12 protein-coding genes are annotated in these 13,076 nt (G+C 41.9%); 7 read left to right on the top strand and 5 right to left on the bottom strand.

Annotated features, from left to right (window positions below; all coding sequences use genetic code 11):
- Position 1: 1 nt before the first annotated feature.
- The 3 genes from QM738_RS06470 (at position 2) to QM738_RS06480 (ending at position 3,752) form a co-directional block, all read left to right on the top strand.
- On the top strand, positions 2–1,141 hold the full coding sequence (locus QM738_RS06470; RefSeq protein ID WP_462275861.1) for a D-alanine--D-alanine ligase family protein: 1,140 nt from the start codon (positions 2–4) through the stop codon (positions 1,139–1,141).
- A 2-nt stretch (positions 1,142–1,143) separates the two neighbouring features.
- Entirely contained in the window at positions 1,144–2,685 is a 1,542-nt protein-coding gene (locus tag QM738_RS06475; protein ID WP_462275862.1) for an SET domain-containing protein-lysine N-methyltransferase, read from the top strand.
- 164 nt (positions 2,686–2,849) lie between these two features.
- Complete coding sequence (locus QM738_RS06480; protein WP_462275863.1) at positions 2,850–3,752, top strand: ABC transporter six-transmembrane domain-containing protein; 903 nt, start codon at positions 2,850–2,852, stop codon at positions 3,750–3,752.
- Positions 3,753–3,804: 52 nt separating this feature from the next.
- Here QM738_RS06480 and QM738_RS06485 read toward each other — a convergent pair whose 3' ends face one another.
- From QM738_RS06485 to QM738_RS06495, 3 genes are read right to left on the bottom strand one after another with little or no spacing between them, the layout of a single operon-like run.
- Positions 3,805–4,161: a bleomycin resistance protein gene (locus QM738_RS06485; RefSeq protein WP_462275864.1), complete on the bottom strand. Its 357-nt coding sequence runs from the start codon at positions 4,159–4,161 to the stop codon at positions 3,805–3,807.
- 26 nt (positions 4,162–4,187) lie between these two features.
- Positions 4,188–4,802: an HD domain-containing protein gene (locus tag QM738_RS06490; RefSeq protein WP_462275865.1), complete on the bottom strand. Its 615-nt coding sequence runs from the start codon at positions 4,800–4,802 to the stop codon at positions 4,188–4,190.
- A gap of 11 nt (positions 4,803–4,813) precedes the next feature.
- Positions 4,814–5,191, bottom strand: a complete 378-nt coding sequence (locus QM738_RS06495; protein WP_462275866.1) for a hypothetical protein — start codon at positions 5,189–5,191, stop codon at positions 4,814–4,816.
- 220 nt (positions 5,192–5,411) lie between these two features.
- Between QM738_RS06495 and QM738_RS06500 the strand changes: the two genes are divergently transcribed.
- From QM738_RS06500 to QM738_RS06515, 4 genes are all read left to right on the top strand, one after another.
- On the top strand, positions 5,412–5,756 hold the full coding sequence (locus QM738_RS06500) for a single-stranded DNA-binding protein (protein ID WP_462275867.1): 345 nt from the start codon (positions 5,412–5,414) through the stop codon (positions 5,754–5,756).
- A 97-nt stretch (positions 5,757–5,853) separates the two neighbouring features.
- The gene (locus QM738_RS06505; protein ID WP_462276702.1) at positions 5,854–6,216 is read left to right on the top strand and encodes a GxxExxY protein; all 363 of its coding nucleotides are present in this window, start codon (positions 5,854–5,856) and stop codon (positions 6,214–6,216) included.
- Positions 6,217–6,259: 43 nt separating this feature from the next.
- Positions 6,260–8,734, top strand: coding sequence for a helix-turn-helix domain-containing protein (locus QM738_RS06510; RefSeq protein ID WP_462275868.1), 2,475 nt, complete (start codon positions 6,260–6,262; stop codon positions 8,732–8,734).
- Positions 8,731–10,506, top strand: coding sequence for a UvrD-helicase domain-containing protein (locus QM738_RS06515; protein ID WP_462275869.1), 1,776 nt, complete (start codon positions 8,731–8,733; stop codon positions 10,504–10,506). Before QM738_RS06510 ends, QM738_RS06515 begins: the two co-directional genes overlap by 4 nt.
- A gap of 129 nt (positions 10,507–10,635) precedes the next feature.
- On the opposite strand, the gene QM738_RS06520 is transcribed toward QM738_RS06515, so the two are convergent.
- Positions 10,636–11,151, bottom strand: coding sequence for a cupin domain-containing protein (locus QM738_RS06520; RefSeq protein ID WP_462275870.1), 516 nt, complete (start codon positions 11,149–11,151; stop codon positions 10,636–10,638).
- Positions 11,152–11,204: 53 nt separating this feature from the next.
- On the bottom strand, positions 11,205–13,073 hold the full coding sequence (gene mnmG / locus QM738_RS06525) for a tRNA uridine-5-carboxymethylaminomethyl(34) synthesis enzyme MnmG (protein ID WP_462275871.1): 1,869 nt from the start codon (positions 13,071–13,073) through the stop codon (positions 11,205–11,207).
- Between the last annotated feature and the right edge of the window lie 3 nt (positions 13,074–13,076).

The raw sequence follows: 13,076 nt of genomic DNA on the forward strand, positions 1-13,076 counted from the left end.
TATGTCGTCATCTTCTTCCTTTTTACCAATAGTTCCTCTTGAAAATCTTAAGGTTTGGGTGCTGGCACCGCATCTTGTTACCAATGACGCTAATATCGATTACTATTACGACTTCAGCCAGAGCATTGAAGAATACACCAAAACTTTTGCTGCATTAGGAATTAACTGGCAATGGCAACCGGTTACCATGGATGATTATTCATCTGTGATAGATACCATTGTTGCCGAAAAGGAAGCTGGCATTGTTACACCTCTCGTATTCAACATCTGCGATGGCGACGAGATCAACGGAACACCCGGCGTTTCAGTAGTAAAACTGCTCGAAGAAAAAGGCCTCACCTACACCGGCTCCGACGAATACTTTTACAATATCACCACTTCTAAAATTCCCATGAAGGAGGCTTTTGATCAGCACCAGGTGCCCAATGCAAAATGGGAACCGATAAAGCTGCGGGATCAATATACCAATGGCATATTTGGCCGCCTGGGCACACCCATTATTGTAAAGCCATCCGTAAGCGGTGGCAGTATGGGCGTGGGTGTAAAGAACGTGGTGGAAAATAAAGCCGAACTGAACGAACAGATCGGCAAAATGTTCGATGGTTACCGCGGCTGGAATCTGGCCACCGATGGTATCATTGCCGAATCGTTCATAACCGGGCCCGAGTTCACCGTACTGATCGTGGGCAGTTATGATAAACCTGCTGAAGCAAAGATCTACACACCGGTGGAACGCATCTTTCATCCCTCTTTGCCCGATAAAGAAAAATTCCTCTCCTTCGACCGCCTATGGGAAATTTATGAAGAAGAAGATGCCATGCCCAACGAAGGCAATTTTTACGAATACGAAATGCCCGATGCTGCATTGATAGATGCAATAAAAAAAATAAGCTGGGATGCCTATGTGGCTACTAAAGGTAAGGGATACACGAGGGTGGATATAAGAATGGACAGCGCCACCAAAAAACTATACGTGCTGGAAGTAAATGCACAATGTGGTTTAAGCGAAGATGAAAATTATACTTCTATTGGCGCTATATTGAGGATGAGCAATAAAACCTTTGCCGACCTGGTAACCGAGATCATCAATGATGCATTCGTTCGTACAGAAGAAAAAACACCCGCAGCTTCAGCCAAATAATAATGGAACATTCTCAATATAAAAATGGATCTAAAGTAAATGGTTCTGTGGTTCCCCCTTTAGGGGGCGGAGGGGGCTTGAATATTTGTGTGTTGCAACCCGACTACTCTACATCCGGTGTGGATTACCAGTATTACGATCCCGCAAGAGATCTTTCGCATTTAATGCCCGAGGCAAACTTTACACATGTGCTGTTAAACAAACTCACTACCTACAAACAGCTGAAAGAATTAAAGAAAAAGAATTTCGACATCTTTGTTAACCTCTGCGAAGGTTATTTAGAATGGGAAGTGCCCAGCATTGATGTGATCTATACAATGGAATTACTGAACCTTCCATTCACAGGGCCCACCACTTTATTATACGATCCTCCTAAAGAACTGATGAAATACGTGGCCTATACCGAAGGTATCGGCACACCGGCTTATGCGCTGATAGAAGATGAAGAAAATATTGAAAAAGAATGCAGCCATTTAAAATACCCCTTGTTTGTAAAACCGGCAAAAGCAGGCGACAGCCTGGGTGTGGATGATAAAAGTTTAGTGCACAATCTTGAAGAGCTGAAACAAAAGATACATTCTATCATTGATGAATACGGGCCCTTGCTAGTGGAAGAATATATCAGCGGAAGAGAATTTACTGTAATGCTGGCAGCAAATGCCGATGGTAAAACAGTGACCGTGTTTAAGCCTGTGGAATACATTTTTCCCGAAGGCAACCAGTTTAAGACCTACGCTTTAAAAACATCTGAGCTGCATCCCAATGCCAACATACCCTGCAACGATCCGTTGCTCGAAAAGAAATTAAAGGATGCCGCCACGCAGATCTTCCGCAGTTTTGGCGGCGTGGGTTATGCACGGCTGGATTTCAGGGTGGATAAGAACAACGAGATCTTCTTCCTCGAAATTAATTTTACCTGCTCCGTTTTTTATAAAGACGGGTACGAAGGCAGCGCCGATTATATCCTCAAACACGATGGTTTTGGCCAGGAAAATTTCCTGCATCATATTATAAAAGAAGGTATTATGAGGCATGCCCGCCGGCAGAAAAAATATGTGATGAAGGGCAATTCCATAGCCGGTTACGGCATTTATGCTACGCAGGATATTGCAGCTAACGATGTGATTTTCAAGGGAGAAGAAATGAACCAGCGCATTGTTACCCGCCGGCATGTGGAAGAAAAATGGAATGTTAAGGAAAAAGAAATTTTTGCAAAATACGCTTACCCTCTCAGCAATGAAGTATATTTGCTGTGGGATGACAATCCCAGCGGCTGGGCTCCTCAAAATCACAGTTGCAATGCAAATACCGGTTACTCCGGCCTCAATGTTGTCGCCTTAAGGAACATTAAAAAAGGCGAAGAACTAACCCTCAACTACGCATCCTTCCTGGATGAAACAATGGAGCCTTTTAATTGTCGCTGTGGCGCTCCCAACTGCCGTGGTTTAATAACCGGAATTACCCATAATTCGGTTACCGAGAGAGAAAGATCACCACGCTTTAAACTAACCCCACGTCTTTCGGTCTTATTGCAAGCCCATTAAATTCTGGCGCTGTGCCACGTTTCTTTTTAAACGTGCTGCTCGCAACTGCTTTATTGTATTCAGGAGCCGGGTAAACCTCCTTTGTTCAAAAACGGCAGACAGTAATTTAAATAACGATTAAACGCCCAAAACCTATGTCACGTTTTCAGATATTAAAAAGCTTAATGAACAAGCACAAGGGACAACTCGTGCTTACTTACATACTATTTTCACTTGAAATGATCGGTGGCCTGTTGCGACCCTTCTTTTTAGGCTGGGCCATTAACGACCTGATGAAGGGTAGTTATAAAGGTCTTATAATTCTTTCTGGTGTACATTTTATTACATTAATTGTGGGTACCCTGCGCCATATGTACGATACCCGTACTTACTCCGCTATTTATGTATCACTGGTAACAAAATTCTTAAGCCGCCGAACCTATAAAGCTGATGTAAGCAAGTTAAGTGCGCATTCAACATTGGCAAGAGAATTTGTTGACTTCCTCGAGTTTGACCTGGTGTATGTAATTGAGGCTATTTATAATTTACTGGGTTCATTGATACTGATGTTCTTTTACGATGCTTCTGTTGTTACGCTTTGTTTACTGGTACTCATTCCCGTTATGGGCGTTAGTTATGTATACGGTAAAAGAATGAACCGCCTGAATAAATTTAAGAATGATGAACTGGAGCAGCAGGTGGATGTGATCAGCAGTTTTGATAAAAAAGCTGTGCACACACATTACAATAACCTGCGCCGCTGGCAGATAAAAATATCCAACCAGGAAGCATGGAATTTTGGTTTTATGGAGTTTTTGGTAATGATCGTTTTAGGAGCCAGTTTATTATTGACCTACAAAACATCCGGGCAGGCAATACTGGCGGGTAATGTAGTAGGTATCTTTTTTTACGTTACCAATTTTGCAAAAGGGTTGGAAACAATTCCTTACATGGTGCAGCGCCTTACTTCGCTCAGCGATATTACAAGAAGGATCGAACTGCAGGCAGAAGACTTTCCTGAAGATAACAACCCATTAAAGCCGGTAAGAAAAAGCAAGCGCTTGAAAGTAGGAGAGATGGCGGCATAAGTTTTTTCTCTATGATACTATTCGTCCCACGGAATATTTCCGTGGGATTTTTTTATACCGCCTGCCCAAAGGTGAGCAGGTTATTATCCGGATCCAGCAAACTGAATTCTCTTTGCTGCCAGGGTTTTGTTTGCAAAGGCCCGTTGGGGTGTATTTTTACTTTATTGTTCAATAAGGATTGATAAAGATTGTCAATATCATTTGTTCGTATATAAACCTGCCCGTAATTTTCCTTGGGGTCCAACTCTTTGAATTCAAAAAAATGAATTTGAATATTGTCTTTCTCCAGCATTAAATAACCATCATAATCAACACTCCCCAGCTGCCGGAAACCCAGTTGATTGACATAATAATCCCTTGTAGCTGCCTTGTTGCGCATGGGCAGTTTGGGGTGTATCGCTGTAAGCATATTGTTAATTTACCTGTACTAAATATTTAAAGAGCATCCAGTTCTCTTTGCAGGTTTTCCTTTGCCTGCAATTCAAATTTATGAAAGAAATGATCGGTTTTAAAAATGCGGTCCATTTCTAAAAAATGCTCCAGTACTTTTTTTCTGCCGGGTACGTAAATAATATCGGGGTAGAGAGAATATTCTTTTCTTACATTTTGGTAATACGCCGCATATACTTCCCAATCCTGTCCTAAAATGCTGAGGTCGGCATCGGTAAAATAATTGGTATCATCGTCAGTTGATGCAACGTGTTTTTTTGTGGCCAGTACCTGTTGCACACAATTTTGTATCATCCCTGCAGATATACCGATCGATTGCATGCGGTTGGAGGCAAACTCCGCACTTTTTTCTTCATTCACGGTTTTAAGCGGGTTGTAAATAATATCGTGGTAATACAGCGAAAACAAAACCGTATCCCAGTCTTTAATTACAGGCTTAACTTCCTGCAGGCAACGCAATAAATTTTCAAGATGCTGTAATGTATGATAGTATCTTTTTTTACCGGAGTAGTTGGTGGCTATTTCGTTCCACAATTCTGCTGCTCTTCTTTTATCGGTAGTATATTTTTCTGCAAGTGCAATAAAGGTTTCCTGCAACATGGATAATGAATTTAATTTTCGGCTTCTCTCTTTACAATTAAATACCAGTTATGCTCCAGCGGTAAATAGCCATATTCGTAGCAGTAAAAATAGGTGTTGCCGTTTTTTGTTTGGTATAGCTGCGTATGGTATTTGAACTGGAAACCTTTTTCCACCAGTTTGTCCTGGCTGGCTTTGGCGGTCGTTTCTCCCGCAGGCAGCAAGCTTTCTAAGATCCTTCTGTTCTTTCCCAGCGCATTATTTACGTTTCGGATATAGTTATTAACGGCGCCTTTGAGGTCGTTATTGTAGGCGGCGCGGCAATAATCATCGCAGAATTTTTTGTCGCTGCGGCCTTTTACAGTTTTTCCGCAGCTGAGGCAGGTTTTACCTTCTTTTTCCTTTAACATAGTACCAGCAAGGGTTTGATGAAAAAAAGGAGAAGGTTTTTGGAGTATGCACCCGTTTACATACGCTTATAAAGGTAAGTAAAAGTATAAATTCCGGCTATGGCTTTTTCGCAACCCCATCTTTGCAATGTCAACCGGAACAAAACAATAACCTGGTTGGTTGAAATAAATTAATCACCGCACGGCTTTAAAACATCAGCACGGCACAAAACGTAAAGACATGTACGCATTAAAAAACAAAGTTCAATTGATTGGTAACCTGGGCAACGCACCAGAAGTAAAGAACACCGAAAACGGTAAAAAGCTGGCCCGCTTCAGTATGGCCACCAACGAAACCTACCGTGGCCGCACCGGCGAAAAGATCACCGAAACCACCTGGCACAATGTAGTGGCCTGGGGCAAAGTAGCCGAGATAGCCGAAAAGTATTTATCCAAAGGCAAAGAAATCGCCATTGAAGGCAAACTCATCAACCGCAGCTATACCGATAAAGACGGTATCAAAAGATCCGTTACCGAAATACAGGTGAGTGAAATATTGATGATGGATCACAAGCCTGCAGCTTAATTTTTAAACTCCCGCAGATTTCGCTGAATTCGCAGATAAATACAATGCTGCGGATTCAGCGGTTGCGGGTCAATCAAAATATTATGTCTGAAACGAAATATCATATTTAATAAGGGGTGCTATTTTTGAAATCCATAAAAAATTAGGCCCTGGTTTATTTGAAAATGTGTACAAACATATCTTAAAATACGAATTAGAGAAAAGGGGGTTGACTGTTGCAATGGAAGTACCTTTGCCTGTTATTTATAATTCTATCAAATTTGATATCGGGTTTAGGATTGATCTGCTTGTAAATGATAAGGTCATCATTGAAATAAAGTCGGTAGAAAAACTTGCTGAAGTTCACCATAAACAAACTATAACTTATTTAAGATTAACAGGATTAAAATTGGGCATCTTGGTTAACTTTAATTCCGATAATATTGCGAACAATATCTTTAGAAAAGTAAATAATCTATAATTTTTCTGCGATATCTGCGTAATCTGCGGGCAAACTTCAAAAAATGGCAATAATAGAACGCAACGAAATATTCGACTTAGCTTATCGCTTCGTAACAGAAACATCAGAGAATATTTTCCTTACCGGTAAAGCGGGTACAGGTAAAACAACTTTTTTAAAATACTTAAAGGATAATGCCACTAAAAATATTGTAGTGGCGGCGCCCACAGGCGTGGCAGCTATTAATGCCGGCGGAGTAACGCTGCACAGTTTGTTCCAGTTACCATTTCATCCTTTTTTACCAACCAGGAATAATAAAGAACATCTGTTATCCACCATCAGGTATAATAAACAGCGGCAACAATTGTTGCGCAAAATGGAATTGCTGGTAATAGATGAGATCAGTATGGTGCGGTGTGATGTGATGGATGCGATTGATACCATATTAAGAAGTATCCGCCGCAATTACGATATGCCGTTCGGTGGTGTGCAATTGCTTTGCATAGGCGACCTGCACCAGTTGCCGCCGGTGGCGCAAAACCAGGAGTGGGGCATTTTACAGGAGTATTATACCACGCCCTTCTTTTTCGACAGTATGGCCATTAAAGAGCAAATGCCATTGCTGATCGAACTCGATAAAATTTACCGGCAAAAAGAAGGTTCCTTTGTAAGGCTGTTGAATAAAGTGCGCAACAATCAAATGGATGCAGATGATTTTGAAGACCTGCACCTGCGCTACGATCCTTTGTTCTCTCCAATGCCTGGCGAAAAATACATCACTCTCACCTCGCACAATCGCCAGGCCAACGATATTAATGAAAGAAAGATACAAAGCCTGTTAACGCCGGCCTTTACTTATAATGCTGTTATCGAAAGTGATTTCCCGGAGAACAATTATCCTGCAGAAGCGGCATTGATATTAAAAGAAGGTGCACAGGTAATGTTCTTAAAAAATGATGCCGTATCCAGGAGGTATTTTAATGGAAAGATCGGCGTGGTAAAAAAACTGGAAGCAGATAAAATTATAGTGGATTGCGATGGAACGGATATTGAAGTGGCAAAGGAAACCTGGGAAAACAGCCGTTATACATTGAACCGTACAGATGGCAAACTGGAGCAGGAAACCCTGGGCACATTTACACAATACCCTTTGCGTTTGGCCTGGGCTATTACCATCCACAAAAGCCAGGGCCTTACGTTTGAAAAAGTAATGATAGATGCCGGCGCCTCCTTCAGCAGTGGGCAGGTATATGTGGCGCTAAGCCGCTGTACCAGTTTAGAGGGCATTGTACTGTTGTCTAAATTATCCGCCGCAACATTGTTCAGCAATGATCATGTGATCAAAGGCCAGCAATCGCTCACACATAAAGGATCGCTAGCCGATCGCTTTACGGGAGCAAGACAAGTGTTTACCCAGCAGTTGATCAGCGAGCTGTTCAGCTTTAATGATACCGGTACGGGCATTACATTGCTGCAGCATCAAATAACACAGCAGCAGGATAAACTAAATGCCGGAAGTATGGAGTGGATAGACAATATCAAACAACACTTTATCGCCGATAAGTCTGTGGGCTTAAAATTCATCGATGTAGTAAGTGGCATAATGAAAGAAGAACCGGTGATAGAAAATAATGTGGCTGCACAAAAGCGCATCAGCGATGCTGCCAATCATTTTGAACCTAAATTTTCTGCATATCTGAATGCGCTGAAAAAACATCCATTGATAACAGAGCATAAAGAAACGGCCAACCTTATCAATGAGCAGCTGAACCAGTTGGCGCTGGCAATTTACAGTACGGTTTATTACCTGCAGTATTGCAAGCAACCGTTTTCGGTAACTACGTTCCTGCAGCATAAATTAAAATTTGCGCAGCCCAAATTCAATATCAGCTGTTATGCCAGCAGCAAAAAAACAAGTAGTATAGATGTTGCCAATACAGAACTATACAACACTTTAAAGCGCTGGCGGGACATAAAAGTGCAGGAAGAAAATGTGGCCATTTACTATGTTGCAAAGCAGGAAACTCTGAAAGAGATCGCCACTTATCTTCCTTTAACCAAAAAAGATCTTTTGCTGATCGCTGGTTTTGGAAAAGCCAAAGTAGAGAAATATGGGGACGAGGTTTTAGATGCGGTGGAAGAATATTGCAGTCGCAACGGTATTGAAAGCAATATGGCCGCATTGCCTTCAAAAGCAGAGAAAGAAAAAGGGCAACGGGAAAAGAACGCGGTTACAAAAACAGATACTAAAACATTGTCTTACGATCTGTATAAACAGGGAAAAAGCATTGCAGAAATTGCCGCAGAAAGAAACCTCACGGTTGGTTCTATAGAAAACCACTTGGTTCCTTTTATTATTGATGGAACGATAAATATTGATGAACTGGTTCCGGAAAACAAACAGCAATTAATAATAGAAGCGGCAGCAATACACGGCACAGAAAGTCACTCAACCATTATAAAAAACCTGCCCGAAGGTATAAGCTATGGAGAAATAAAACTGGTATTGGCATCAGGAAAAATAAAAGAGGAAAAATGAAACTAACAGCAGAACAGGAAGCGATCATCAGCTCGGAAGGAGACATCAAGATCAACGCAGTTGCAGGCTCAGGTAAAACAACCACCATTATTGAGTATGCTAAAACAAGGCCTAAAAACTCCCGCATATTATACCTTGCCTTCAACAGGTCGGTAAAATTGGAGGCCATAAAAAAGTTTGAACAAAAGGGACTTAACAATGTAGTGGTGGAAACAGCGCATTCACTGGCCTATAAAAGAATCGTGTCAAAATATAATTACAAGGTCAATTCGTTGGGCTACAAAACACACGAACTGGCGCAGCGGCTGGAGCTGACAAGCAACGGTGAAAAACACCATGAATTCATCATTGCCAATCATGTAAATAAATTTGTGTCGCTTTTTTGTAACAGCGATAAGGCAAAGGTGCAGGATGTAAATTACCTGGATACGATCTCCGATACCAAGGCAAGAGCATTTGTAAAAAATTTTTATAAATATTTAGAGGCAAAGACAAGAATGTTTTTAGCCAAAATGGATAGCGGCGAAATTGATTGCACGCATGATTTTTATTTAAAGAAATTCCAGTTGCAAAACCCGGTCCTTCCTTTCGATTATATTTTGTTTGATGAAGGCCAGGATGCTTCACCGGCCATGCTGGATATTTTTTTAAAACAACCGGCAGTAAAAGTAGTTGTTGGTGATACACATCAGCAGATATACAGCTGGCGCTATGCCGTCAATTCGCTGGAAAAAACAAATTTTAAAGATTTTGATCTTAGCCACAGTTTCCGCTTTGGCGACCCCATTGCGCAACTGGCCACACAAATATTATCCTGGAAAAACACTATTGCCGAAACAAGAACGCAAACCATAAAAGGTTTAGGTACAAGTGCAGATATTAAAAGTACAGCAGTGATCGGTCGTACAAATTTGGGCCTGTTGTTAAAAGCAATCGAATACAGCACCGAAAGAAAAAATATCAACCGTATTTATTTTGAAGGCAATATCAATTCATATACTTATGCAGATGAAGGCGCTTCGCTCTATGATGTTTTAAACCTGCACAACGGCAAGCGATCGCAGATAAAAGATGAACTGATACGTTCGATGGCCACCATGGAAGACCTGGAAGATTATATCGAAAAAACAGAAGATGCCCAGTTGAGCATGATGGTGGATATTGTAAAAAAATATGGTAACGATATTTACGGCATCATTAAAAATTTAAAGGAAAAACATATTGAAGGTGATGATAAGGCAAAGGCAGATATGATATTCTCCACTGTTCATCGTTGTAAAGGAATGGAGTACGATACTGTTCACCTGGTGAAGGATTTTATTACCGAAGAAAAAATAGAACGACAGGCACTGGAAGCGGGTAAAGATGCAAAAAAGATGAGCAAGCTCAATGAAGAAATAAATTTATTGTATGTTGCTGCCACCCGTTCAAAAAATATCTTACACATCCCGGAAGAATTATTGCCCAAAGATTTTCTGCAATTCCCCTCTATAAAGGTCATTAAAAAAGAAGAGCAGGTTGTTAGTACGGTTGCAGATACCACTCAAAAAAGCAAGTATATTTCAAAGTATGGCAGCACAATCGGAAAAACTTTTTCTGTTGAATTAGTAAGAACAAAAGGAGACGAGAGTTATAAGCCCTGGACGCAGGAGCAGGATGATAAATTAACCCGGATGTTCAACACCAATACCTCCGAATCGGTAATGATAAAACAATTGGACAGAAATGCCGGGGCCATCCGGTCAAGATTGAGAAAGCTTGGATTAAAATGAACCGGGCCTCGGATTACACGAATTAACACAGATTTTTTCTATACTAAAAGACAGCCAATAAAATCAGCTGCCTTTAAAATATTTTGAGGAAATCTTATCCGTGAAAATCTGTGTAATCCGTGGCTACCCCTATCTTCCAAAATCATCCTGCACCCTTACAATATCATCTTCATCGCTGGGGTTAGTGGCATCTGTATGGCGCCAGATCTCGGCAATAATGCCCCAACCTTTTGTGCCCAGCAGGCGGTGGCGTTCACCCTGTTTTAATTGAATGATATCACCGATCTGCAGATCCTTTGTTTCTTTTTCTTCATCGGTATCACTGGTAACCACACCGGCAGTACCGCCGATCAGTTTCCATATTTCCGCACGGCGGTGATGGTATTGCCAGCTCAATCTTTTATTCGGCGCCACCACTAATATCTTCGGGCTTAACTTACCTGAAATATTCAGTTCTTCTTTGGTAAGATGCGGAAAGTATAATTGTATGAATTTTTCTGCTTCATCTTCTTCTATCACAAAAAAGCCACCCCAGGGTCTTGAGCTATCCTGTTTATGTATCTTTAAATGTTGCTGGTGCAGGTAAGCTGCCACTTCTTCAAAGATCAATTCTTTCGGTGTTTCAACATTGAAATTTAGTTGCATTTTAAAAATTTTGTATATAACGACTGTTTTTGAAAAATATTTTATAGCATTTATTATCTTCCCATGAACACCATCAGTATCTGCACATCGCTGGGGTTTACACCACTGATGCGTGAAGCCTGGCCCAAAGTACGCGGCCTGATCTTTTTAAATTTCTGCTTGGCCTCCGTTCCCAACGATACCAGTTTTTCATAGTCAAAATTATCGGGTATCACCAGGTCTTCCAGCTGGCTCATTTTCGCCACCAGTTCTTTTTCTTTTTCTATATAAGTATCATACTTTAACTGTATCTCTGCCTGCTCAATGGTTGCTGCATCAAAACCTTCTAATGTTGTTTGCAAAGATGGAATGCCTTTCATCATATCCTGCAAACCCACGCCAGGCCTTAGTATTACCTGCGATGCTTTTTGCTTAACAACTAACGGTGATGATTGTACGCTTTCTAAAAATCCATTCGCTTCTGTTGGCTCCAGGCTGGTGGCATTGAGTATTTCTTTCAGGCGTTCTACGTTTTCTTTTTTCAGTTTCACCGCTTCCATTCTTTCCTGCGAGGCAAGGCCAAGACGGTAGCTTTTTTCAGTCAACCGTAGGTCGGCATTATCCTGGCGCAGCAAAGTGCGGAACTCTGCCCTGCTGGTGAACATGCGGTAAGGTTCGTCTGTTCCTTTGTTGATCAGGTCGTCTATCAACACACCGATATAGGCTTCACTTCTCTTTAATACCACAGGTTCAAGGTTCCGTGCTTTTTGATGAGCATTTATCCCGGCCATCAGGCCCTGGCAGGCGGCTTCTTCATACCCGGTGGTACCGTTGATCTGTCCGGCAAAGAAGAGGTTCTCCACCAGTTTGGTCTCCAGGCTGAATTTGAGCTGTGTGGGTGGGAAAAAATCGTATTCAATGGCGTAGCCGGGGCGGAACATCCTGCAGTTCTCAAAGCCTGGCACCAATCTAAGTGCTTGATATTGAACCTCTTCCGGTAATGAAGAAGAGAAACCGTTCACATATATCTCTACCGTATTAAAACCCTCCGGTTCTACAAACAGCTGGTGGCGGTCCCTTTCAGCAAAGCGGTTGATCTTGTCCTCAATGCTGGGGCAATATCTTGGGCCCGTGCCCTGTATCCTTCCCTGGAACATGGGGCTTTTTTCAAAACCGATCTTTAATATATCGTGTACTTCCTGACTGGTATAAGTGATCCAGCAACTTCTTTGCTGCTGTGGTTTAATCTTATTGGTATTAGTATAACTGAAGCCGACGATCTCATCGTCGCCCTTCTGTTCTTCCATTTTAGAATAGTCCAGGCTTCTGCCGTCGATCCTGGGAGGTGTTCCCGTCTTCAGTCGGTCGCTTTCAAAGCCCATAGCAACCAATTGTTCAGTAATACCTGTAGCAGCTTTCTCTGCCATACGGCCTCCGCCCAATTGTTTCTCTCCTATATGTATAATGCCGTTCAAGAAGGTGCCATTGGTCAATACCACCGACTTTGCCTTTATCTGGTGGCCTAAACCTGTTACAACCCCGTAAACACGGCCATTTTTTTCCAGTAAACCATTCACCATATCCTGGTAAAACTCCACATTCGGGGTCTTTTCCAGCATTTCCCTCCATTTTGCGGCAAAAAGCATGCGGTCGCTTTGCACTCTCGGGCTCCACATGGCAGGTCCCTTGCTCCTGTTCAGCATCCTGAACTGGATCATACTTTCATCACTAACAATGCCACTGTAGCCACCCATGGCATCTATTTCCCTCACAATCTGGCCTTTGGCAATACCGCCCATAGCAGGATTACAGCTCATTTGGGCAATGGTCTGCATATTCATGGTGATCAGCAGCACTTTACTGCCCATATTGGCTGCAGCTGCGGCTGCTTCACAACCGGCATGGCCTGCGCCTACCACTATAACATCATATTCCGGAAACATTTT

The sequence above is a fragment of the Ferruginibacter sp. genome (assembly GCF_049840995.1).
Taxonomy (GTDB): Bacteria; Bacteroidota; Bacteroidia; order Chitinophagales; family Chitinophagaceae; genus Ferruginibacter.

Coding starts and splice junctions, on each gene's coding strand:
- QM738_RS06470 (WP_462275861.1), top strand. CDS start 2: ATGTCGTCATCTTCTTCCTTTTTACCAATAGTTCCTCTTGAAAATCTT.
- QM738_RS06475 (WP_462275862.1), top strand. CDS start 1,144: ATGGAACATTCTCAATATAAAAATGGATCTAAAGTAAATGGTTCTGTG.
- QM738_RS06480 (WP_462275863.1), top strand. CDS start 2,850: ATGAACAAGCACAAGGGACAACTCGTGCTTACTTACATACTATTTTCA.
- QM738_RS06485 (WP_462275864.1), bottom strand. CDS start 4,161: ATGCTTACAGCGATACACCCCAAACTGCCCATGCGCAACAAGGCAGCT.
- QM738_RS06490 (WP_462275865.1), bottom strand. CDS start 4,802: ATGTTGCAGGAAACCTTTATTGCACTTGCAGAAAAATATACTACCGAT.
- QM738_RS06495 (WP_462275866.1), bottom strand. CDS start 5,191: ATGTTAAAGGAAAAAGAAGGTAAAACCTGCCTCAGCTGCGGAAAAACT.
- QM738_RS06500 (WP_462275867.1), top strand. CDS start 5,412: ATGTACGCATTAAAAAACAAAGTTCAATTGATTGGTAACCTGGGCAAC.
- QM738_RS06510 (WP_462275868.1), top strand. CDS start 6,260: ATGGCAATAATAGAACGCAACGAAATATTCGACTTAGCTTATCGCTTC.
- QM738_RS06515 (WP_462275869.1), top strand. CDS start 8,731: ATGAAACTAACAGCAGAACAGGAAGCGATCATCAGCTCGGAAGGAGAC.
- QM738_RS06520 (WP_462275870.1), bottom strand. CDS start 11,151: ATGCAACTAAATTTCAATGTTGAAACACCGAAAGAATTGATCTTTGAA.
- mnmG (WP_462275871.1), bottom strand. CDS start 13,073: ATGTTTCCGGAATATGATGTTATAGTGGTAGGCGCAGGCCATGCCGGT.